21 protein-coding genes and 2 pseudogenes are annotated in these 24169 nt (G+C 48.2%); 10 read left to right on the forward strand and 13 right to left on the reverse strand.

Features of this window, described 5'->3' with window-relative positions; translation table 11 throughout:
- Positions 1-74 precede the first annotated feature (74 nt).
- Positions 75-370: pseudogene (locus FWE06_00675) on the reverse strand (helix-turn-helix domain-containing protein).
- Positions 371-598: 228 nt separating this feature from the next.
- Between FWE06_00675 and FWE06_00680 the strand changes: the two are divergent.
- Complete coding sequence (locus FWE06_00680) at positions 599-802, forward strand: hypothetical protein (GenBank protein MCL2545695.1); 204 nt, start codon at positions 599-601, stop codon at positions 800-802.
- A 92-nt stretch (positions 803-894) separates the two neighbouring features.
- Positions 895-2391, forward strand: a complete 1497-nt coding sequence (locus FWE06_00685) for a recombinase family protein (GenBank protein MCL2545696.1) — start codon at positions 895-897, stop codon at positions 2389-2391.
- 57 nt (positions 2392-2448) lie between these two features.
- Here the strand turns inward: FWE06_00685 and FWE06_00690 are convergent, their stop codons facing one another.
- Positions 2449-3156, reverse strand: a complete 708-nt coding sequence (locus FWE06_00690; protein ID MCL2545697.1) for a hypothetical protein — start codon at positions 3154-3156, stop codon at positions 2449-2451.
- A gap of 84 nt (positions 3157-3240) precedes the next feature.
- Here FWE06_00690 and FWE06_00695 point away from each other — a divergent pair, with 84 nt between their 5' ends.
- The 4 genes from FWE06_00695 to FWE06_00710 all read left to right on the forward strand — a co-directional run bounded on the left by FWE06_00695 (position 3241) and on the right by FWE06_00710 (position 8338).
- Positions 3241-3489, forward strand: coding sequence for a hypothetical protein (locus tag FWE06_00695; protein ID MCL2545698.1), 249 nt, complete (start codon positions 3241-3243; stop codon positions 3487-3489).
- A gap of 480 nt (positions 3490-3969) precedes the next feature.
- Positions 3970-5751: a YgiQ family radical SAM protein gene (locus tag FWE06_00700; GenBank protein ID MCL2545699.1), complete on the forward strand. Its 1782-nt coding sequence runs from the start codon at positions 3970-3972 to the stop codon at positions 5749-5751.
- Between the two features lie 612 nt (positions 5752-6363).
- Complete coding sequence (locus tag FWE06_00705) at positions 6364-7311, forward strand: GNAT family N-acetyltransferase (GenBank protein MCL2545700.1); 948 nt, start codon at positions 6364-6366, stop codon at positions 7309-7311.
- Positions 7312-7378: 67 nt separating this feature from the next.
- Complete coding sequence (locus FWE06_00710; GenBank protein MCL2545701.1) at positions 7379-8338, forward strand: hypothetical protein; 960 nt, start codon at positions 7379-7381, stop codon at positions 8336-8338.
- Between the two features lie 187 nt (positions 8339-8525).
- Here the strand turns inward: FWE06_00710 and eno are convergent, their stop codons facing one another.
- The 10 genes from eno to FWE06_00760 all read right to left on the reverse strand — a co-directional run bounded on the left by eno (position 8526) and on the right by FWE06_00760 (position 19917).
- Positions 8526-9827 carry a phosphopyruvate hydratase gene (gene eno / locus FWE06_00715; protein ID MCL2545702.1) on the reverse strand — a complete coding sequence of 434 codons (1302 nt, stop codon included), beginning with the start codon at positions 9825-9827 and terminating at the stop codon, positions 8526-8528.
- Positions 9828-9913: 86 nt separating this feature from the next.
- The gene (gene gpmI / locus FWE06_00720) at positions 9914-11458 is read right to left on the reverse strand and encodes a 2,3-bisphosphoglycerate-independent phosphoglycerate mutase (GenBank protein MCL2545703.1); all 1545 of its coding nucleotides are present in this window, start codon (positions 11456-11458) and stop codon (positions 9914-9916) included.
- An 86-nt stretch (positions 11459-11544) separates the two neighbouring features.
- Complete coding sequence (gene tpiA / locus FWE06_00725; protein ID MCL2545704.1) at positions 11545-12321, reverse strand: triose-phosphate isomerase; 777 nt, start codon at positions 12319-12321, stop codon at positions 11545-11547.
- 161 nt (positions 12322-12482) lie between these two features.
- A complete protein-coding gene (locus FWE06_00730; protein ID MCL2545705.1) occupies positions 12483-13673 on the reverse strand; it encodes a phosphoglycerate kinase in 1191 nt (396 codons plus the stop codon).
- 149 nt (positions 13674-13822) lie between these two features.
- Complete coding sequence (dusB, locus tag FWE06_00735) at positions 13823-14728, reverse strand: tRNA dihydrouridine synthase DusB (protein ID MCL2545706.1); 906 nt, start codon at positions 14726-14728, stop codon at positions 13823-13825.
- A gap of 86 nt (positions 14729-14814) precedes the next feature.
- Positions 14815-15372 (reverse strand): phosphatase PAP2 family protein, encoded by a 558-nt coding sequence (locus FWE06_00740; GenBank protein ID MCL2545707.1) that lies wholly within the window; start codon positions 15370-15372, stop codon positions 14815-14817.
- Positions 15373-15420: 48 nt separating this feature from the next.
- Positions 15421-16560 (reverse strand): tRNA guanosine(34) transglycosylase Tgt, encoded by a 1140-nt coding sequence (tgt, locus tag FWE06_00745; protein MCL2545708.1) that lies wholly within the window; start codon positions 16558-16560, stop codon positions 15421-15423.
- Positions 16560-17351 (reverse strand): class I SAM-dependent methyltransferase, encoded by a 792-nt coding sequence (locus FWE06_00750; GenBank protein ID MCL2545709.1) that lies wholly within the window; start codon positions 17349-17351, stop codon positions 16560-16562. Before FWE06_00750 ends, tgt begins: the two co-directional genes overlap by 1 nt.
- A 13-nt stretch (positions 17352-17364) precedes the next feature.
- Positions 17365-18399, reverse strand: coding sequence for a tRNA preQ1(34) S-adenosylmethionine ribosyltransferase-isomerase QueA (queA, locus tag FWE06_00755; GenBank protein ID MCL2545710.1), 1035 nt, complete (start codon positions 18397-18399; stop codon positions 17365-17367).
- On the reverse strand, positions 18400-19917 hold the full coding sequence (locus tag FWE06_00760) for a SpoIID/LytB domain-containing protein (protein MCL2545711.1): 1518 nt from the start codon (positions 19915-19917) through the stop codon (positions 18400-18402).
- A gap of 275 nt (positions 19918-20192) precedes the next feature.
- On the opposite strand from FWE06_00760, the gene asd reads away from it, so the two are divergent.
- From asd to dapB, 3 genes are all read left to right on the forward strand, one after another.
- Entirely contained in the window at positions 20193-21314 is a 1122-nt protein-coding gene (gene asd, locus FWE06_00765) for an aspartate-semialdehyde dehydrogenase (GenBank protein MCL2545712.1), read from the forward strand.
- 18 nt (positions 21315-21332) lie between these two features.
- Positions 21333-22217 carry a 4-hydroxy-tetrahydrodipicolinate synthase gene (gene dapA / locus FWE06_00770; GenBank protein MCL2545713.1) on the forward strand — a complete coding sequence of 295 codons (885 nt, stop codon included), beginning with the start codon at positions 21333-21335 and terminating at the stop codon, positions 22215-22217.
- Positions 22218-22393: 176 nt separating this feature from the next.
- A complete protein-coding gene (gene dapB, locus FWE06_00775) occupies positions 22394-23149 on the forward strand; it encodes a 4-hydroxy-tetrahydrodipicolinate reductase (protein ID MCL2545714.1) in 756 nt (251 codons plus the stop codon).
- 56 nt (positions 23150-23205) lie between these two features.
- Here dapB and FWE06_00780 read toward each other — a convergent pair.
- Positions 23206-23310, reverse strand: a pseudogene (locus tag FWE06_00780) (DUF1016 domain-containing protein).
- 331 nt (positions 23311-23641) lie between these two features.
- On the opposite strand from FWE06_00780, the gene FWE06_00785 reads away from it, so the two are divergent.
- Complete coding sequence (locus tag FWE06_00785) at positions 23642-24139, forward strand: NUDIX hydrolase (protein ID MCL2545715.1); 498 nt, start codon at positions 23642-23644, stop codon at positions 24137-24139.
- Positions 24140-24169 lie beyond the last annotated feature (30 nt).

The following is a 24169-nucleotide window of genomic DNA, read 5'->3' on the forward strand; positions in this document are numbered from 1 at the left end:
AGACCCCTCTCTGTCGAGTGATGATTAAATGTAGTGTTCTGGCGGGTTTGCGGGGCGCGGCTGGCTTTGATTATTTATATTAACTGGCGTATGTAATTAGTACACTTTGGGCACAAGGTTATTGTGCTGTTTTTATTGACCTGTACAGGCTCTTCATTGCTGTATGGGCTTATGTTATTTGTTCGTCCGAGTAAATAATCAATGCTTGTCTTGTAATAATCTGCAAGTATTATCAGCTTAGAAGACGGAGGTATTATTTCTCCGTGTTTCATACCTTGCATAGGTCGCTTGTTTTATATTAAGCAATCTAGCCAACACTTCTTATTTCAAATCGTTATCCACTCTTAAATCTCCGAATACGGAGACGCATTTTTACCACCCCGAAGTGGATATTAACAGCAATTTTTCAAAATATGTCGATTTATACGCAAGACGTATAATTTTCTTTTCAAAATCTATCTTTATATACGCCTAACGTATATAACATCAAGTCTACATAAAATCCTGCTACAATTAAAGGTACAACCTTTTTAAGTAGCAGGATTTGCATATGCAACTCCTAGACATCATAGGCTCAACAAGAAACGAGGTGTAGCTTATGACAAAAATAGAAACACCAATTGAAAAAGCCAAGAGAACGGCAAAGAATGTACATATAGATAAATTACATGACGGCAAGCGAGAATTTACAGTCATAAATATATCCCCCGATTACTGCGACAAGAACGCACGAGCAATAGAGAAAGGGCTATATGAAGTGTTCAAAAAACATAAAGAAGAACAAGCCAAGCAAAGCGAATAATATAGGCAAAAATGCCTTGAAAACCTTGATAAAACGGTGTATAATAGCCACTAGCGGTATGTTATTTTTATACATCGTGATAGGAGGTAACGATGTATGATGCAATATATGCAAGACAATCCGTAGACAAAGAAGATAGTATATCAATAGAAAGCCAAATTGCCATGTGTGAGCATGAAACACGAGGTAACAACTTCAAAGTCTATTCCGACAAGGGTTACAGTGGAAAGAACTTAGACAGACCAGATTTTGAGCGTTTAGTAGAGGATATTAAGCAAGGGCTAATAAGACGAGTAATCGTTTACAAGCTAGACCGTATAAGTCGCTCGATACTAGACTTTGCAGGGCTTATACAGTTCTTTGAACAGCACAAAGTAGAGTTTGTTTCTGTCACAGAAAAGTTTGATACCAGTACCCCCGTTGGACGTGCTATGCTCAATATTTGTATTGTTTTTGCACAGTTAGAAAGGGAGACAATACAACAAAGAGTAAAAGATGCTTTCGACTCTCGAAGTAGACGAGGCTTTTTCATGGGTGGGACTGCTCCGTATGGTTTTAGAAAAGCCAAAACGACCATAGACGGAAAGAAAACTTCGAAGTTTGTTATTCACAAAGAAGAAGCCGAACACGTTAAGTTGATTTTTTCACTGTATGCAGATAGTAACAACTCATTAAATGATGTGTTGCGCTATTTATTAGACAATGGGATTAGCCAGCTAAATGATAAAGCATGGAGTACGTCAAGACTTAGTGAAATACTTCGCCACCCTGTATATGTACAATCCGACTTATCGATTTATGAGTTTTACAAAAGCCATGGGGCAACTATTCATAGCGATGTATCGGAGTTTGACGGCAGAGGTTGCTACTTATACACAGGGACTGCTTCTAGCAATGGAAAACGCTCTGACGTTATTGGCAGGGAAATTGTAATAGCACCACATAAGGGCTTTATATCTTCCGAGGAATGGCTGAAATGCAGGCTACGCTCTATAAACAGTAAATACTCTACAAAAACACAAAGAGGTACAAGCTCTTGGCTATTAGGTAAACTCAAATGTGGTAACTGTGGATATGCTCTTGCGGTTAGAAAATCAGGTAAAAATAGGCTCGGCGTTTGTAGCAACTACTCAACCATGATGCTTTGCAAGGGTACTGGTGGCAGGGTAGACATTAACGCATTAGAAAACTATGTCTTAGACGCAATGAGGGATAAGTTGGCAAAGTTCAAAACACTATCGGGCAATACAAAAAACGAAACTCCCCCAAAAGTGAGGGAGAACGACATCAAAATTGCCAAGCTAGACACCGAAATAGCCGACTTGTTGACCAAAGTCACGGGCGCAAATACTATCTTAATGGACTACATAAACGAAAAGGTTGAGGAACTCGACCACAGCCGAAAAGAACTCCAACAGGAGAACATATCTATACGCCAAACGGTAAAAGCGGACAAGTTAGCCACAATCTACGACCATGTAGAAGACTGGGAAAACACCTCTTTTGAAAACAAAAAATCGGCGTTAGATATGTTGGCAAAAGCCATTCACATATCCAACGCCGAAATTGCCATCAGCTGGAACTTTTAAGACGTACTGTTCTTTATGCCAATCTGTACGCTTCGGTTTCCCGCGCCCTTTTTAGCACTACTGCTCGTTGTCATCGCCTTGATAGTCTTGATGATTATACACTCTGCTACTCACATTGCCTTCTTCAAGCCGTTGTTCCCAGTCGGGAGTATTATGTTGCCAGTTTTCCCAATGCTCCTCAAAAGCTTCTTCCCCAAACTCGCTGATAATCGCTTCAGCAGATAAACCACTATTATCGTGCACAATTTCGAATGGGTCATTCAACTCAAGTAATGATTGCGTTGCATTGACTATACCAACAAAATCGCTATATCCATCTAGTTCAATTCTTAGGTCGAGTACAGCAAACAAATAGGTTTCACCCATCTCTAACGGATAGAGTCCCACCTCAATGGGAATGCGGTAAACGCCATCCCAATAGTGTGCGCCTGCTTCTTGTATAAGGGCCAATTGCTCCTCTTCTCGATAACCTTTGATGCCTCCGTCAACAGTGACACGCATAACGTCTCTCTCCGCACCTTTGTAGGCGGTAAGAACAGTGACATAGTAGGTTCTGCCCAGCGACAAACGCTCGGGATTGCACTCAGGTGTAGGTGCTCTACCTGTTTCAGTGCTTATTACATTAAAAGACATATCGGTTACCGTGCCAACGAAAACATGATCGACGCGTGTAACTAGATCTTCTACCGTGCTGAAATAGTAATCTTCTCCGTGTATATATGTGAATTCTACTTCGGGAGGGTCTTGCGGAGATGAACAAGCCATTAACGCCAGCATGAGTGTGAGACATAATAGTATGGATATTTTTTTCATAATTTTATTCATTTCTAGCCTCGAATTGATGAGGTAATGACGCATCAGCACTTCCTGTTCTTGTCGCAATACTGCCACCCATATCGCGCCCGCCATCTCTTCTGTTCCAAGCTAAAATACCATCCCGAACAGCCGTCTCCCAGCCTCCCAAATTGGGGCGCAAGAATACAGAAAATGTTGGTGAGATCGCTCTCCACGGATATGGGCGATTGGATTGATGATGTAGAAAGCTCGCCACATTTCGAACATACCATCTCTGACGCGGTGTATTTGGCCCACGCATAACGAGACTTGCAGCAGCACCGGTTGTAGATGCCCCGGTAAGCGCGGCTGTCCAGCCATTTAAGCCTGCTTGTCTGCTGATAATACGATAGGCATTGCCATCTCGTTGAAACCGCCATAATGTCCGATCAACTTGAGCTGCACTCGGAGCAGATATCATACTAAGCGTAGCGTTGCCGGAGGTAAATGCTGCAGTTGCTAAAAACAAATTGCCTTGTCTAAGTTGATAAAAACGATGCCCACTAGCAGCTAAGGGTTTTGTCGAAATAGCTTTTGACGCATGGTTGTTAAATCGTTACGTATACGATATCATAGTTGGAAATGTTTGTCAATCGGTTGAATAAGATAAAACAAGATGAAATTTTAGAAAATTTTTGTGTACGGTTGACTGTTCTTGATAAACAGTTGTAAGTTGAAATGCATAGACTTGCACAATCTCACCGTCTGCATTATAATGGTCTCATCAACCGAAAGGACATGCTCATGCACCAAGACTTCCTCCCCATCTCACGTGATGATATGCTTGCTCGTGATTGGCATTACTATGATTTTCTGCTCGTGACGGGTGACGCATATGTTGATCACCCATCATTTGGCGCGGCTGTCATCGGGCGCGTGTTGGAACGTGAGGGCTATCGTATCGCCATTCTGCCACAGCCACAAGGGGCAGAAGATTTGCGTGCTATTGGCAAACCACGCTATGGCGTTCTCGTCACGGCGGGCAATCTTGACTCAATGGTAGCGCATTACACTGCAGCTAAGAAGCGACGCAGCGAGGATTACTATTCGCCGGACAAACGAGCGGGACTGCGCCCTGACCGAGCTTGCATTGTGTACTCGCAGTGGGCGCGGGAGGCATTTTCTAATGTGCCGATTGTTTTGGGCGGCTTGGAGGCCAGTTTACGGCGGTTTGCACATTACGATTATTGGCAGAATCGCGTACGGCGCAGTATTTTGTTTGACGCTAAGGCTGATTTGCTGGTGTATGGCATGGGTGAACGGTCGATCTGCGAAGTTGCGGCAAGACTAAAAAGCGGCACAGCCATGGATGGCATTGCAGGCACGGCATACATTACGAAGTCTGTGCCCGACAGCGCAATCACATGCGCAAGTTACGAAGATGTTTGTGTCGATAAATTTGCGTATGCGCAGGCTGTTAAGGTGCAAGTTGATGAATGTGACCCGGTGCGCGGACGTGTTGTTGCGCAAGCGCATGGCGACCGCTTCTTAATTGTTAACCCCTTTGCCCTGCCGTTGACAGGACGAGATTTGGACGCGACGTACGAGCTGCCATATACACGACTAGTTCATCCAAGCTACGCGGCGACTGGTATGCCTGTAGCGGCATTAGAAGAGGTACAATTCTCGGTGACACATAACCGCGGATGTTTTGGCGATTGTAATTTTTGCGCGCTGAGTTTTCACCAGGGCAAAATGGTAGGCAGCCGCACGCATGAGTCGATAACGCGCGAAGTGGAGATGTTTACACAGCATCCACAATGGAAAGGCTATGTGCATGACGTCGGCGGCCCGACGGCGAATTTTCGGCGACCGTCTTGTCAGCAGCAATTGAATGTTGGCTTATGCCGTTCTAAGAAGTGCCTCGTGCCCGAACCTTGCAAGCACCTGGACGCCGACCACAGCGATTATTTACAGCTGCTGCGAAAGCTGCGTGGCATTGACGGCGTAAAGAAAGTTTTTATCCGCAGCGGTATTCGGTTTGACTACTTAATGCAAGATAAAAGCGGCGAATGTTTTGCCGAACTACTCAAATATCACATTTCAGGACAACTCAAAGTAGCACCCGAGCACTGCGTCGACAGCGTGCTGGCCGCGATGGGCAAACCGCGGCATGAGGTGTACGAGAAATTCGCCGAAAAATACAAGCGGCTCAACCAAAAATACGGCAAGGAGCAGTACCTTGTGCCGTATTTAATGAGCGGGCATCCAGGCACGACGCTGCAAGACGCCGTGGCGTTGGCATTGTATCTACACAAGGCGGGCAAGCACCCCGAGCAGGTGCAAGATTTTTACCCCACACCGGGCACAATATCAACGTGTATGTATTACACGGGACTTAACCCATTGACCATGCAGCAAGTACACGTACCGGATGGACGTGAGCGCAGCTTACAGCGCGCATTGCTGCAATGGCGGCGGCCGGAAAAGCGAAAACTGGTGATTGCGGCACTGCGGGAAGTCGGACGCGAAGATTTGATTGGCTTTAGCAAGGGGTGTTTGGTGCGGCCATTAAGTCGGAAGTAAGGAGCAAGGGCTTGCTCTTATGTATGTTAGTGTAGTAAAACCCGCAGAAGGGGTTTTTATTAGCAGAGAGGGATACTTGCACCCTGCATATAAAAAAGGGTAGATATCCGCCCCTTATGCTCTAAATAGCCATCATTAAATATTCCCAATCGCCTGATTCCACCACTTTTTGAAATCCGAACGTTTGCGACACCTTTGACGATTGACTGCCCTTTCCTTGCGGCGATGCAGCGCGAAAATCCATATAGTTTCACTACGGCGAAATACAAAGGCAAAGATGTAAAGTTGTGCCATGTGTACAAGGCGATTGAAACACGCAGCGGGTATCATAGGGAATTTAGGTTTGATATAGACGATAACATATTGAGTGATATATTAGATTTATATGCTTATTTTGAGGGTAATCTTGCGGTGGTGTGATGGTTGCGGCGAACAAGCAATTTTATATTATCAACATCAAAACCTTGCAGAAACTTTTTTATTTTGCAAGGTTTTTTGTTTTGATTTGTGCTATGATAGTTTTGTAAAAACAATGTGCATTGTGATGCATGATGCTCCTGTGCGAAAAGCGTGGTTTCCGCTACGGAGCACCAACATTTGGAGGTAAAAGAAATGGAAATGATAGCAGGACTAAATAAAGCTATTGACTACATTGAAGAACACTTGCGGGGCGAGGTTGACTACAACGAAGTTTGTAAAATCTGCGCCTGTTCGTTGCCAAAGTTTCAGCAAATGTTTTCGATGACTTGCGGCATTCCCGTTTCGGAATACGTCCGAAATAGGCGCATGACAATCGCGGCACATGAGATAGTCAATAGCGACATTAAAATTTTAGACTTGGCTCTCATGCTTGGATACGATTCGCCCGAAGCCTTTACAAGGGCGTATCAATCGTTTCATGGTGTGCCGCCGTCCACAACCCGAAAAGAAAAAACGTATGAAGAATATCATCGCGCTTCTGTGCAAATTCAAGTATACGGAGGAAAATTCAAAATGGGAACTAAATCAATCATGAAAATCGAAACAGAGCGAATTATTATCAGAAAAATACAAGCTGACGATTGGAAAGACTTACAAGAAATCGCCATATCAAAGGAAAGTTCTCCGTTTGCAGCTTGCGACCACGCATGGCCGACTGATGATGACGGAATCAAAGGAATGTGCAACTATTTCGCCGGAGAAAATCAATTTTGGGTTGTCGAAGCAAAAGACTTGAAAAAAGTTGTGTGCTTCATTAACTTCAATGGCATAGACGAAAATCAAAAATTGGATATTGGTCATGTGATGAATTCTACTTATAGCGAGCAGGGCTATGAATACGAAGCCTTAAAAGCCCTATATAATTACGCTTTCCTCGAACTCGGCGCGTTGAGTATCATAGCATATTGGGCGTTAGATGATGAGGAAAAACTTGCGCCGCTGTACAAGCTCGGAATGAAAGTTACAGACAAGTGGATGGAAAATAAATTTAGCCCCGACGCTGACGGCACGACATCGCAATTTGAGGGCGGCACATTTACAGTAACAAGGGACGAATGGATAACAAATCCGGCAGAATGAGCAATTTTTGCAATGATTGCTGTAAATGTGGTATAATATATAGGAGCGTTACAAATGAGGTGATACTATGCCGGAAACATTAGCACAAGAGCAAAGACGAACCAAACCCAAATTAGAAAATGTAATCGCATCGAGGGAGTGCATGGGTGACAAATCAAAACAAGTCGCGTATGCGTTCTTGGATTATTGCAATGCGCGGAATATCACATACAAATGGAGCTCAACGAACCGATGGAATCTGAATATAAAGGGCAAAAGCATTGGATATATTGGTATTGGCGCAAGAAAACGTGACGACAATTCGTGGAATATTCTGATGAATGAGAAAGAGCTTGTCCAATATCAAGACTTCATCGAACGAGAGGGTTTGCTGGAAACCATACATAATAATATAGGTTATTGTATAAAATGTCACGGAAATTGTACGCCAAAATCTGCAACGATACTCGGAAAAACATTTAACAATGTGTGCAGTGGCTTATGTTTCAAAAATCCCGATGCTGACACGTTAGAGAGTATTCAAAAAATATTGGATTTTAGATTGCAATTAACACACGGCACGGCAAGCCGTCCTATCCTCGACCCTGCAACCGATGGGTTGACACGCATTAATAATAAACTGCGTGTAAGTGGCGTATCAGACTTGCACGGCAACGCCAACGATAATATCAGCAATTTATTCAATGGGAAATGCGGCGATTATTTCTATGCCGGCCCATATGATTATCAATCAAATAGCGGCAGTCATGACATTTTGTTTGAAATGGACAAGCCTGTTGAATTAAAAATGTACGGATTGTTTACGGGCTTGCGGCTTGATGTGCCGAATGGTTGGGCTTTATATGGAGCGGAAAGCAAGGGCGGAGAGTGGATTTTACTTGACGCACAGAATGAGTTCCCAAAGCCTGTTACGCTTTATACTGAAAAAGCATTTAGCATTGACAAACCAAAAATCTATCAGTATTATAAGATTACACTTGACGGTTCATATTTTGTGTTGTCGCAGGTGCATTTGTATACGAAGTAGGTAAATTTATATTTTGAGCAACGCAGTGCAGTCTGAACTCCATACAACGCCGCTATCGGACACCCACGGAACTTGCACCACACAAGAAAAATCCGCAGATGCAGCGTAATGCTACATCTGCGGCGAAAACAACAAATGCTGTTTTATGGGTGGCTGCCATTACGCCGTCCCTTTTGATATTGCAGATTTACAGGTTAAAGAAAGCATCGCCGCCCGGATATTGGGCACTGTCGCCCAGTTCTTCCTCAATGCGGATGAGCTGATTGTACTTGGCAACACGGTCAGTGCGCGATGGTGCGCCCGTCTTGATTTGTCCTGCGTTAACAGCCACGGCAATGTCGGCAATCGTCACGTCTTCAGTTTCACCGCTGCGGTGGCTGATAACCGACGTGTACCCTGCACGTGCTGCCATTTGGATAGCATCCAGTGTCTCGGTCAAGCTGCCGATTTGATTGACTTTAATCAAAATCGAGTTGCCCACACCGAGTTCAATACCTTTGCTCAAACGCTCGACATTGGTGACAAACAAGTCATCGCCGACAAGTTGTACGCGATCACCCAATGCATCTGTCAACAGTTTCCAACCTTCCCAGTCCTCTTCACCCATACAGTCTTCCATGCTGACGATGGGATAGTTGTCGGCAAATTTTTTCCACATGCGCACAAGCTGTTGGCGCGTCATGGTCTTTTTAGCTTTAGGCAGGTAGTAAGTGCCGTCCTCTTGATACCAATCGCTAACGGCGGCATCAACGGCCAATTTAAAGTCCTCACCCGGCTTGAAACCAGCGGCTTCAATGGCCTCAATGATAACTTTAAACGCCTCTTCGTCTTTTTTTAGGTTGGGCGCAAAGCCGCCCTCATCACCGACGTTGGTGGCGTAGCCTTTATCGTGCAGGATTTTTTTGAGTGTGTGGAACACCTCGGTGCACCAACGCAGACCTTCCGACCATGAGCTTGCGCCCACCGGCATGACCATAAACTCTTGAATGTCAACAGTATTTGATGCGTGCGCGCCACCGTTAATGATGTTCATCATGGGTACGGGCAAGGTTTTGGCATTCGCACCGCCGATATATTGATACAACGGTACGCCGGTTGCTGTCGCCGCCGCTTTGGCACACGCCAGCGATACGCCCAAGATAGCGTTAGCACCAAGGCGTTCTTTGTTCGCTGTGCCATCCAAAGCAATCAACGTGCGGTCGATTTCGACTTGGTCGAGCACGTTAAAACCCATCAAAGCGTCGGCGATTTCGTCGTTGACGCTTCCAACGGCTTTGAGTACACCTTTGCCGCCGTAACGACTCTTATCGCCGTCGCGCAGCTCACAGGCCTCGTAAATGCCGGTTGATGCACCCGATGGTACAGCCGCACGACCAACGTGCATCCCATTTTCATCCTCGACGTAAACCTCGACTTCTACAGTAGGGTTTCCGCGGGAGTCGATAATTTCGCGCCCGACGATGTCTACGATTTCAAGATATTTTTTCATACTTTTCTCCTTCATTTGTGATGAGTTTATCATATCAAATTTGGGTTATTGTGTCAACAGGAAAAACAGACAGCCATGGATTGTCCCTACACGATCAAGTTTTCACCCGTCATGTCTGCCGGTTTCTCAATCCCCAACAACGCCAACATCGTCGGCGCAATATCACCGAGTTTGCCGCCCGCACGTAATTTTGTATTCGCATATCTACATTCTGCAGTCGTTACAAGTATCAACGGCACCGGGCTGGTCGTGTGCGCCGTAAACGGGGTGACGCCATCATCATCCAACATTTTATCGGCATTGCCGTGGTCGGCTGTCACTAATGAAATGCCGCCCATCGAACGCACGGCGTCCACCACGCGACCGACGCATTCGTCTGTCACCTCAACGGCCTTGACCGTCGCGTCAAAATTACCACTATGCCCCACCATGTCCGGGTTTGCAAAATTGAGGACCACCACATCATAATTGCCCTGCAAAATCAACTCAACAGCCTTGTCGCACACCTCATACGCACTCATTTCAGGCTTTAAGTCAAATGTGGCAACGTCGGGCGTATCAATCAACACACGATCTTCGCCGGGGTATGTTTTCTCCTCGCCGCCGTTAAAAAAGAAGGTCACATGGGCATACTTTGTCGTTTCGGCAATGCGCAACTGCGTCAAGCCATGATTGCTGATGACTTCACCCAGCAGGTCTTTCAGCACTTTTGGCTCGTACGCAACCGTCACGTTAGGCATATCCTGCTCGTATTCCGTCATGCACACAAATGTTAACCCCAAATCATCCTGCTGTCGTTTGAACCCGTCAAATTTCGGGTTGCACAGCGCATGGGTAATTTCACGCGCACGATCAGGGCGGAAATTGAAGAAAATCACCGAATCGCCGGCTGCAATCACACCATCTTGGTCAATGACCGTCGGCACAAAAAATTCATCGGTAATATCTTTATCATACGAATTTTGCACGGCTTGTACAGGCTGACTGTTCATCAGCACACCGTTTCCGTATACCATGGCAGCATAGGCCAATTCGAGGCGTTCCCACTGCTTGTCTCTGTCCATAGCGTAATAGCGACCTGACAGCGTGGCAATTTTACCAACGCCGATTTCGGCACATTTTGTCGTGCATTCTTCTACATACGCCTTACCCGAACGCGGCGGCACATCCCGCCCGTCGAGGAAACCGTGGATATACACACGCTCTAAACCCTGTCGCTTGCAAAGTTCCAACAATGCCCACAAGTGCGTGTTGTGGCTGTGAACACCGCCATCCGACAACAGCCCCATCAGATGGAGCGACTTTCCTTTTGTTTTGGCGTCAGCGACGGCCTGCAAAAAAGCGGGATTGTCAAAAAAATCACCATCGTCAATGCTTTTGGAAATGCGCGGCAAGTCTTGAAAGACAACACGTCCCGCGCCAATGTTGGTATGCCCCACCTCGCTGTTGCCCATCTGTCCGGCGGGCAAGCCGACATCATAGCCCGATGCCGCCAACTCCGTATGCGGATAAGATGCGAATAAGTCATCCAAGCGCGGTGTATAGGCGGCAGCGACGGCGTTATTTTGCGCCGCGGGCGGCAAGATGCCGTAGCCGTCCATGATGATTAGGGTAAGGGGTTGTTTTAACATAGGTTTCCTCACTTCTAAAATTTTCGTTAATTACTCACAAATGCGTAGGGGCGGGTTCCATGCCCGCCCCTACGCAATACATACAATTACGTCGGTTGATTTGCAGCATTAACAATTGCCGCGAAGTCTTCGGCTTTGAGGGACGCGCCGCCGATAAGCCCACCGTCAATATCAGGTTGTGCCAGCAACTCGTAAGCGTTTTTAGCGTTCATTGAGCCACCGTATAGAATTGACACCGAACGCGATACACGTGCGCCAAACTCTTTACGAATAACAACACGGATATGTGTGTTGACTTCACCGGCCTGCTCGACCGTAGCCGTTTTGCCTGTTCCAATCGCCCAAATCGGCTCATATGCCACGGCGACGCGGCGTAATTTCTCAGCCGGCACGCCCGCCAATGCCGCACGCAGCTGCAGAGTAATGACATCAAGTGTTAAACCCATCTCGCGTTCTTCAAGGCTCTCTCCCACGCACACAATGGGGCGCAAACCAACTTCTAGCGCTCGCTTAACTTTTTGATTGACACTACTGTCGGTTTCGTTAAAATACTGCCGGCGCTCACTGTGTCCGATAATCACATACTTAGCACCTGCGTCTTTGAGCATGGCGGCACTAACTTCGCCGGTATACGCGCCCGACTCCTGCTCATGCATATTCTGCGCGCCCACAGCCATACGGCTGTCGCGCAAATAACGTTGCACCGGCACCAATATCACTGATGGTACGCATAATGTGATGTCACACCATTTTGCCTTACCTACCAATGGTTTTAGTTCCTCAATCATGGCTTTTGCCTCGGTGGCGGTTTTGTTCATTTTCCAGTTGCCGGCGATAATAGTTTTTCGATATCTTCTGTTCATTTGGATATTTCCTCCTATGTTGCATTTATGAAATGATATAGTGCGTCTGCTCAAAAGCGCTAAGCCATCACGCCTCTTATACAGCGACTCTTCGGTCAGCCAAGTCACACCACGCTGAAAATGAAGTGCGCCTTAGACAACCGGCCGCCTGCTCGGCAGTTCTATTTATCTAGCAGACAAGCAATGCCGGGCAGCACCAGGCCTTCCATGAATTCTAGCGACGCACCGCCACCGGTGGAAATGTGCGTCATTTGTTCAGCATAACCGAGCTGCTCAACGGCTGCCGCGCTGTCGCCGCCGCCGATGATGGAAACGCAATCGCTTTCGGCTAACGCTTTGGCAATGGCGCGCGTGCCGGCGGCAAATTTGTCGAACTCAAATACACCCATCGGGCCGTTCCAAATGACTGTACCCGCATCTTTGACGGCGACTGAGAATGCCGCAATGGTCTTTGGTCCGATATCCATGCCCTCACGGCCATCGGGAATGCAACCGCAATCGAAGGTTTCAGCCTCGGCTGTCGCCGAAAATTCCGTTGTCGTCACATTGTCCAGCGGCAGAAGCAATTTTACGCCTTTTGCCTCGGCCTTTGCCATCATTTCACGTGCATAGTCGATTTTATCATCTTCGCACAGGCTGTTTCCGATATTGCCGCCTCTGGCTTTGATAAAGGTATACGCCATGCCGCCGCCAAGGATAATGGTATCGCATTTGTCGAGCAGGTTATTGATGACGCCAATTTTGTCCGACACTTTTGCGCCGCCAAGAATGGCCACCAATGGACGCTTTGGAGCTTCCAACGCGCCGCCGATGATGCCGAGTTCCTTGCCAATTAAGTAGCCGCTAACGGCGGGCAAATAGTCGGCCACACCCGCTGTTGAAGCGTGCGCGCGGTGGGCGGTGCCAAATGCGTCATTAACATAAATGTCCGCCATAGATGCCAACTCTTTGGCAAATGCCGGATCATTTTTCTCCTCTTCTGCATGGAAACGCACGTTTTCAAGCAGCATAACTTGTCCGGGCTGCAATGCCGCAGCTTTTGCCTTGGCGTCAGCACCGACAACATCTGTTGCCATTACGACGTCTTTCCCAAGCAGCTCACTCAACCGTTTTGCCACGGGCGTCAGCGAAAATTTGTCATTAAATTGTCCTTTGGGACGACCTAAGTGCGAGCAAAGTATCACTGCCGCGCCTTTGTCCAGCAATGCCTTAATGGTCGGCAGCGCCTGCACAATACGGTTGTCGTTGGTGATTTTGCCCGTGCTGTCCTGCGGCACATTAAAATCGCACCGGGCGAGAATCTTCTTGCCATTTACGCTAATGTCATCAATCGATTTCTTATGATAGGTCATACTATTCCTCCTCTTTGTTCCTTTTTGCAAGGGGTATTATATACGACAATTGCGAACTTTGCAAGGGGTTTTTCGTAATTTTCTACGATTTTTTTGCGTTTCAGCGCAAAAAAATGAACACACCACATGACGCTGTGTTCACATTTTTGTTACAACTTCTTGGCGATGGCGTAAAAGTCCTCGGCCGACTGCATAGCATTTATCTTGCGCTTAACTTCCTGCATATACGGGCGGCCGTGCAAATACCAAGCAAAATGTTTGCGCATTTCGAGAATGGCGACTTTGTCGCCTCGATGCTGGCGTGCCATTTCAAATTGCTGAGATACAGTGTTTGCAATTTCTTGTATGCTCGGCAGCGAAGGCGCGACTTCACCCGCCAACGCCGCTTTGATTTCGGCAAAAAGCCACGGATTGCCAAATGCGGCGCGACCAATCATCAATCCGTCACAGCGGCTGATGGCCAAAGCGCGCTTGGCCGTTGTTCCGTCACGGATATCACCATTGCACCAAACAGGGACGCTGACAGCCTCTTTGACCAAGCGAATGGTATCGTGGTCTGCGATGCCACTATATTGCATGCTGCGTGTGCGCCCGTGCACAGCAAGGGCTGACGCACCCGCCTGCTCCAACATTTTTGCAAACTCTACGCAATTGATGCTGCCCTTGTCCCAACCAAGGCGAATTTTGACTGTCACGGGTTGCTTGACGGCTCGGACGACGTGTTCGACAATATCTCGCGCCAATTCGGGTGCTTTCATCAACGCACTGCCGTCGCCGTTGTTGACGATTTTTGGCGTGGGACAACCCATGTTAATATCGATAATGTTGGCAGCCGATAACGCCAATGCCTTGTCGGCCGCTTCAGCCATACAGGACGGATCGCTGCCAAAGATTTGCACGGCGCAGGGGTGCTCGCCGTCGTTGATGCCCAATAAATTGACGGTTTTTTTGTCCTGATAGACCAACGCCTTGGCACTCACCATCTCGGTGATGGTATAGTCGCAGCCATGTTGCTTACATAATGCGCGGAATGCCTTGTCGCTGACGCCTGCCATAGGAGCAAGCGCAAGCGGCGGCAACAAGCCGCTATCGGCAATTCCGAGAAACTTTGCCAACTTATTTACGCTTTGCCCGCTATTTTTCATGCATGTCTACTCCTTCTATAGCGTTCCAGCCATTTGCGTACCAGTAGCGACACCAGTAAGCCGATGCCGAACCCCAACGCTATGCCTGCCAGCACATCGGTAACGTAATGCATTTTTAAGTAGACACGTGATACAGCGACCAACCACGCAAAGACAATCAACCCGTAGCGCAAATTACTTTTACTCAGCCGAAAAAATGTCACTGCCGCCGCTACCGCACCGGTGGTGTGCCCTGACGGAAAGCTCGACGTGTCGCGCGTTGCAACAAGTAAATTGAGATTCTCTATCACATTGTAAGGACGCGGACGCTCAATAAGCGGCTTGATGACATCTTGGACAAGCACAAAGGCAATGATTAAGCTACACACCATCGCAATGGCGGGGATTTTGTTGCGCGTGAAGACAAACACAATCGCAGCAAAGACAAGCCAAATGGCGACCTCGTAAGCGATTCTGCTCACAAGCTGAAACAAGCTGTCTATGACAGGCGGAAAAGAAATGGAGTCCACCCATCGGATGATTGATTTATCGAAACTGTCAATGGCAGTCAGCATGAAAATTCTCCTTTTTTCTCAAGATACATAGGGGCGCTTTCTCCACAATTAAATGCGTTCATCAAGCAGCGGCACGTATTGTCTGCGGAATTTCTCGAATGTGCCGCTCTCAATTTCAGCCCGCATACGCGCCATCAAGTGATTGTAAAAATACAGATTGTGTGCCGCACAAAGCCGCATGCCCAACATTTCACCGCTCACAAGCAAGTGCCGCAAATAGGCGCGGCTGTGGGTTTGGCAGACAAAGCATTGGCAATTGCCTTCAATGGGACTTGCATCCAATTTATATTTTTCATTGCGCAGGTTCATGCGCCCTTGCCATGTTTGCACATGACCGTGACGTCCATTGCGGGCGGGCATGACACAGTCGAACATATCAATACCGCGGGCAACGGCCTCAATGAGATTGCACGGCGTGCCGACACCCATGAGATAACGTGGTTTGTTAACCGGCATATACGGCATAACGGTTTCGATGATATGATACATCACCTCAGCTGGCTCACCGACGGCCAAGCCGCCGATGGCATAGCCGGGCAAGTTGAATTCGGCGATGGTTTTCATGTGATCAATGCGCAGGTCGTCATATGTGCCGCCTTGATTTATTCCAAACAGCATGGTATTCTGTGAGACGTCTTGGTGTGTGTCCCCTGCGTGTTCACTCCATCTTGTTTTGCAACGTTCTAGCCAACGCGTTGTGCGTCGGCAAGATTGCGCTACGTATTCACGTGTGGCAGGGTTTCCTACACATTCATCGAAGGCCATGATGATATCGGCACCCAAGTCCATTTGAATGTCGATGCTCTCTTCGGGGCCCATAAAAATCTTACGTCCGTCGATGTGTGAGTTGAACGTCACGCCCCCTTCGGTGATTTTGCGCAGCCCTGCCAACGAGAAGACTTGAAAGCCGCCGCTGTCGGTCAAGATAGGCTTTTGCCAATTCATGAAGCCGTGCAATCCGCCTAAATCTTTGATGATTTTTTCGCTCGGGCGCAGATGTAGATGATAGGCGTTACACAACGCCACTTGGCAACCGACTTGCTCTAAATCGTACGCCGAAAGGCCGCCTTTGATGGCGGCCTGTGTTGCCACATTCATAAAGAACGGCGTTTGTATTGCACCGTGCGCGGTGATAAATGCACCGCGGCGGGCGTTTTTGTCTTGTGAAAGGAGTGTAAAGTTGTTCATTACCGTTTCCTTAGTATATATGCCTTGCTGACGACAGCGATTTCAAGTCCAAATGATGCCGCTGCGTCACCCAAATCCCAATCGTTATCAACACTGCGTGAACGCCACGTTTCCTCTTCGACAACAAACCCCGCCTGCTTAAAGCGCTGTACCCACGTCAATTTGTCGTTGCCGAACCAATTTTCTTTGCCCCATAGGTCAAATGTTTTTTGCACGATGTCGTTATCTTCAAATTCGCCTTCAATCGCAAAAATATAGCCGCCCGGTTTGAGGACGCGGTAGGCTTCGCCGATGCCGTCCATTTGGTCTACGCCGGCATAACGCAACGAGCCGAATCCGATACTGCTTGTGATTGTATCAACCGAATTGTCGCGGATAGGCATATCGGCGGCGTTGAAACAAGCTAACTCGATGTTGACCTCCGGGGCATTGGTTCGCAAGAATTCATGCCACTTTTCGATTAGAATGGGGCAAGCATCAGTGGCTAAAGCTTGTATATTGGGATTAATGGCAATAATATCGGGCAACAGCCCAAGATTTGGGCCGCAAGCAATATCCATCAGCGGCAAATTTAAGGCAGCGGCCTTGCGGCATAAGTTCATGTAGACATCGTTGCGAAACTCGTTTGCTTGCCCTTTATCACGCCAACGGCGGGCAAAATGACCGCCGGTCGTCCATTTTTCGATATCAGAGTCGCGGAATTGATCGCCCTCGCGCTCGCTGCCATAGTGCGGGACACCATCCTTGATAAACAAGGGAGCTTTGTCGCGAATTTTGTCGAATAGAGCCACGCTGCCACCTCCATTATATCATCAACATGGCGTCGCCAAATGAAAAGAATCGATACTTTTCGTCTACGGCTTGCTTGTATGCATTTAGGATATACTCACGGCTAGAAAACGCCGAAACAAGCATAAGCAGCGTGCTTTCCGGCAGATGGAAATTAGTAATCAGACCATCGAGTACTTTGAATTGATAGCCGGGATGAATAAAGAGTTGTGTATCCATTTCGCCGGCTTTTAATTCACCCTCAGCGGCGAAAGATTCAAGTAAGCGGCAGACCGTTGTGCCGACGGCAATGATGCGGCCACCCTTTTGGCGACAAGTTTGGATGGCCGTGACCGTTTCCTGTGGTAAAATGGCGTGTTCACTGTGCATGATATGGTCGCTGACATCATCAGCCTTAACGGGACGGAATGTTCCGAGACCGACATGCAACGTTACATCGGCAATCGTCACGCCGTTGTCAGCAATTTCTTGGAGCAATCGTTCGGTAAAATGTAAACCCGCGGTCGGCGCAGCGGCTGAGCCGCTTTCTTTAGCATAGACCGTCTGATAGCGGTCGTTGTCTTCCAATCGCTCTTTAATATACGGCGGCAGGGGCATTTGTCCTAACGCATCCAGCGTCTCGTAAAATGGCGTGGCGCACTCAAAGCGCGCAAGGCGCGTGCCATCCACGCCGAAGCCTTCGATTTCAGCTGTCAGTTGCCCGTTGCCAAAAACCACGCGCTTGCCGGGCTGTAATTTCTTGCCGGGTCGCGCAAGACATTCCCAACGCAATACGCCGTCAAGGGACTTGTCATTGAGCAGCAATAACTCACATGCGCCGCCGCCCTCCATTTGTCCGAGCAGTCGCGCAGGCAAGACTTTGGAAGTGTTGCGCACCAAGCAATCGTTGGGGCGCAGCAATTTCGGCAGATTAGCGAACATATTGTGTTCGACTGCGCCCGTGCGACGATCGAGGACAAGTAAACGTGAACCGTCACGGTTGGCCAACGGCGTCTGCGCAATGAGTTCTTCAGGTAAATCGTATTTATAATCGGATGTTTTAGTAGACACTCAGCTCACCGTCCTTATCTCCACGCCGGGATAGAAGAATTGTAAAATGGCGCGGTGGCTGTTGCCTGCAAGCGCCATACCCTGCGCGCCGTATTGACTCATACCGATATTGTTGCCCCAACCGGAGCCATGCAGAATATATTCACCCGTATTGTCGCCTGCACCGATAGCCTGTAACCCACCACTCGTCAAAACGTACAAATCGGCATCGGCGGCAATAACATGCGGCGTTCCGTCGATGCCGATAACATACATACCGGCGGGCGATGACGGTGCGCTCTGCCCGGTTTCACTCTGCGTCGTAATATCAGCCAACTGTCCGCCGACAGGGTCAATCCAAAAGCGCTGACTGCGCGGTGGTGCACCTAAAACAGTCCGCGCACGTTCGCGCCTAAAACGGAAGTGCTGCCCATTTTCATTGACAAACGTCAACGTCAGCACATTGTCCGACGGCGTACGTTCCTCAATGAAAGCGTTGACAATGTTGCCAGCAACCGTATTGCCGTCTGTGTCACGCAAGCCGCGTAAGCGTTCGGTAAACTGCTCGTTGGTAAACGTCCGTGTCCAGTTGAGATTATTTCTCGCAAATTCATACGGCGCAGCGGCTGTCGACTCATATGTATAAAAGTTTCGCGCCGCCGGCATGAGGTACGGGTGCGTCAAGTGGTTTCCGGGAACCCAGACATTACTGACATTTTCATTCATGCCGCCGCTCATGGCATGATAGGTTGTCATGGCAACACGATTGTTGTTGGCATTGAACATGTATACACCAATGGTTTCGTCAACAGCTCTGTCAGTATTTGCCGTGGCGCGGCCGCGGCCGCGGTAAACTTGACAACAAGTTGTAGCGCATTTGTCAAAGCCATGTTCTCTGCCAGGCCCTCTGTGCGGCGAGAACAGCTCCGTACGAAAGGGACGCGCAAATGCAAAACTTCGTGCCGCAATGGCTTGTGCTCTCAGCGCGTCAATATGCCAGTGGTTCATCATCTCCCACTGCACAACGCCGCGCAAATACTCTTGCATCGGCAAAACATTTACCACGCGCATATTACCGCCGCTGATGCGCAGAAACTCAAAACCGCCGTTGAAGCGCCGATAAGCGCCGTCATCACGGAATGAACTATGCACAAATCGAGTTTCGGCTGTTCCCGTGCTGATAGGACGGATACCCAAGCCGTGTATGGCATGATCGTATTGTGCAAGCACCGCTCCTGTGTTAGCGTTAGTAATGGTGATGCCCGTTGCCGAACCACTGCGGGGCGCGATGATAATAGCGGTAGCAGTAACAGACTGCTGGCGCGTAAAGATACGCCCATTGCTGTATGTACCAATTTCAAAGCCGCTGCCCACAACGTTCTCCAAGCGCACTTGAGATAATAAGCCTGAGCCATGCGCCAAGCCGATACGCATAATGGGATTAGATGTAACCGTCGTCGCTTGCGTTGTTGAAGGCGCAAGCAACGGAATTATGGCGACAACCAGCAATAAGGGAATTAGTTTTTTGAGTCGTTTCATTATTTTTATATCCTCCCAGGCTTGACATTATGCGCTGATGTCTTTATAATGGGTCGGTGACAGATGAAGTTTCATTAAAGTAGACATAATGCAGTATACAACAAATCTTTCGCAATTTCAAGCACCTTTTGTAAAATCAAGGCATTTTGGTGTCGATACGGGGATATGCTACTAGATATTGTGGTGTAAGCAGTGAGTCGTTTCCGTGCAACGTATGCCCTTACACTTCCTGTACTATTTATTTTACATTTATAAACACATGGAGGACAAATCACATGAATATATATGATGTTGGCGGCACGCGCTATCGCGTTGGTATCTTGGGCGCAACTGGCATGGTCGGGCAGCGGCTGTTGCTGCTGCTTGCCGAACATCCATGGTTCAACGTTACTACACTTGCCGCGAGCAGCCGTAGCGCGGGGCAAACTTATCAAGCCGCTACCGACGGTCGTTGGGTGATGCCAACAGCCATTCCGGCACGATTTTGCGATATGCCCGTCCGTGACGCAAGCGCCGACTTCGACTTTATTGTCGGAGAAGTTGACTTTGTCTTCTGCGCAGTGGATATGGATAAAGAATCGACACGGCTTCTCGAAGAAAAATACGCAGCGGCAGGCATTGGCGTCATCAGCAATAACAGCGCGACACGCGGATTCGACGATGTGCCGATGCTGATTCCCGAACTCAATGCCGACCACGCTAAAGTCATTGACGCACAACGCGTGCGTTTGGGTACGAGAACCGGCTTTATCGCCGTCAAATCCAACTGTTCGATTCAAAGCTATGTGCCGTTACTTTTCCCATTGCGTGATTATCAGCCCATTGCCGTTTCGGTTTGTACATATCAGGCCATCAGCGGCGCAGGCAAGACGTTTGACACCTGGCCGGAAATGGTTGACAATATGATCCCCTTTATCGGTGGCGAAGAGGAAAAAAGCGAGAAGGAGCCGCTGAAAATTTTTGGTGAAGTGCAAGACGGCAGAATTGTCAACGCTAAACGCCCGATTGTTACGGCGCAATGCGTACGCGTGCCGGTCAGTGACGGACATTTGGCAGCTGTAAGTGTAAAATTCCAAGAAAAACCATCACGCGAAGAGATGATTGCCCGTTGGCAAGATACCAAAGGCTATCCGCAAATTTTAGGCTTGCCCTCAGCGCCGCGGCAACTCATTCATTATTTCGAAGAAGATGACGTGTTGCAAGTGGCGACGCACCGCGATTTGGAAAATGGTATGGCAATCAGCGTCGGTCGTTTGCGCGATGATCCGGTCTTTGACTATAAGTTTATCGGGCTGTCGCACAACACCTTGCGTGGCGCAGCTGGCGGTGCGGTATTGATGGCAGAGCTGCTGGCGGAACAGGGGTATATTGCCACGAAGCCGCAAAGCGGTTTGTAAAGAGTGGAGAGTAGAGTTATGAAAACACCAATATTTACAGGCTCGGGCGTTGCCATTGTTACGCCGTTTGAGGGCGATTGTATCAACTTCAAATTATTTGGACAGTTGATTGATTGGCACATCGACAACGGCACAAATGCCATCATCGTTTGCGGTACAACGGGCGAAGCGTCTACATTGAGCATTCCCGAGCATTTGTCGGCCGTTGAGTTTGCTGTCAAACACACGGCAAAACGCATGCCTGTCGTTGCCGGCACGGGCAGCAACGACACCAATGACGCGTTGCATATGAGCCAATCGGCGCAAAAGCTGGGCGCCGACGGTCTGTTGGTTGTGACGCCATACTACAACAAAACCAGTCAGCGCGGGCTTGTCAAGCATTTTGAAACCATTGCTGACGCAGTAAATATTCCCATCATGCTTTACAATATCCCCTATCGTGCCGGCATGGGTTTTCAGCCCGATACATATAAAATATTAAGTAAGCATCCCAACATCAACGGGGTCAAAGAGGCAAGCGGCGACTTTACTTTAATTTCGCGAACACGCGCACTATGCGGCAACAATTTGCACATTTGGTCGGGCAATGACGACAACACGTTGCCTATTCTTTCCATGGGCGGCCAAGGCGTAGTCAGCACCACGGCCAATGTTGCGCCGCGTATGATGAGCGACTTATGCCGTCTATGCTTTGAAGGGAAATTCTCCGAGGCACGGGCGATGGCGATGGCACATCAAGCATTATTTGACGCGCTGTTTGTTGAAGTCAACCCCATCCCGGTCAAGACAGCGTTAAGTCTGATGGGTTGGAACGTTGGGCCTTTGCGCATGCCGCTATGCGATATGTATGACGAGCAAGTTGCGATATTGCGACTCGTGTTAGCAGGCTATGATTTGGTATAATCTTTCGGTGGCTAATCTAGTGTTAATTGCGAAGCAATTAGGTAAGTGCGGCTTTGGTCTTCTGTAGACAGCAAATTGATATAGTTGGAGCTTAAGTTGCATGTCATGCAATGATATGCCCGCCGCTAAAATCAAAGAGGGGCCCCACGGCGCCCGCTCCGTGGGGAGATAAACATATGTTGAATATTCTATTATCAGGTTGCAACGGACGCATGGGACAAGCCGTGAGTCGCGTTGTTTCTGTGCGTGACAATGCCCATATTGCGGCGGGTGTCGATGTTACTGCAGCACAAGGCAGCGATTATCCCGTATACGCCAATTTATCCGATTTTGACGGTGTAATCGATGTCGTCATTGATTTTTCGCACGTTGATAATGTGGACAAAGTGCTGGCATATTGCTTGGAACGCAAGTTACCTGTTGTGCTTGCCGTGACAGGTTATGACGAAGCAGCATTGAAGAAAATTCACGAGGCCGCGCAGTCAATTCCGGTATTTCAGTCGGCAAATATGTCGTTGGGCGCGAATTTATTGATGGATTTGGCTGAGAAAGCGGCCGCTGTACTGGGCGGACAATTTGACGTAGAGATTGTCGAGCGTCATCACCGCAACAAGCTGGACTCGCCCAGCGGCACAGCATTGAGCATTTATAACAGCATCGCCAAAGCCCTTCCCTACCAACCGCACCCGCAGTACGACCGCTCGCAAACACGCCAAACCCGACCGCACAATGAAATCGGCCTGCACGCAGTCCGCGGCGGCACAATTGTCGGCGATCATGATGTGGTTTTCGCCGGGCATGATGAGGTCATCGAAATCCGCCACAGCGCGGCAAGCCGTGAGATTTTCGCAGTAGGGGCGGTAAGCGCAGCGAATTTCATTGCAGAGAAACCGCCGGGGCTATATGGCATGGGACATCTAATTAACGATTGAGAAAATGGGCGCATGGCTTGCAAATTGCGAACAGTAAACCCCGACCCAAATTCAGCGGTTAATTCTTTGGACAAATAAGTCAATAACCCTTTGCCATATTCGGCGCGCTCGCCAATAGCCTCAGCTATTTCTTTGCCTATTTCCCAATATGCCTCAACCATTGCAAAATTGACAGCGGCATAGACTTTATTTTTAGCAGTCAACAGCGTTTCGCGGACTTTGCCGTAGGTGTTGCCGTGTAGCGTTGTTAGCTCATGGTTCATCATTTATCCCCAACTTTCAGTTTTGCACACGCTGTGTGCAAAATTCAATCATACAGAATACAAGCATATTGTACCACACTTTGGCGGGATTTTCAACCGCCAATGAGCAAAAAGAGGTAGACATTGCCCCGCCGTTGTGATATACCCATGTCATGGGTAGAAACATTCGGTATACTACGCACACACGCACCCATCGGCGCGTGAAGTTTATATTATCAGAGGTGTCGGCATGATTTTCTATAACGCAAGAGCCATTATAATCAAAAACGAAAATGACAATGAAATGGTTTTAGTCCAACGATGTTTCAGAACAGGTATTCCAAAGCACTTTGAGTTTCCTGGAGGTTGTAACGAATGGGGTGAATCCATCATAGACACGTTGAAGCGTGAAGTGATGGAAGAAGTAGGGTTGACGGTGACAAAAATCTACGGGGTAGAACATCATAGCGATACAAACGATGTAGAAACATTTATGCCATATTCGGTTTATTTCGGAAAACAAGGTTGGACTTTTAAGTCTGGTGAGCTTGAAGGAGAGCGTGGAAAATCGGTAGGGGTGCATTTTAAGTGCGAAGCGATTGGCACTCCGCTTGAAAACGGTGATAAAACAGTAGACATTCAATGGGTGACGCCAAAAGAACTGAGAGCGTTGCTTGACGAGCCGAATATGTTTGGGGCAATTGACAGGGGTGCGGCAGAGTTATATTGCTTGGAGCGCGGAGTATAAGCATTTCCACCACTAACGCTTAACCCCCGA

The sequence above is a fragment of the Oscillospiraceae bacterium genome, from assembly GCA_009780275.1.
Taxonomy (GTDB): domain Bacteria; phylum Bacillota; class Clostridia; order Oscillospirales; family UBA929; genus WRAI01.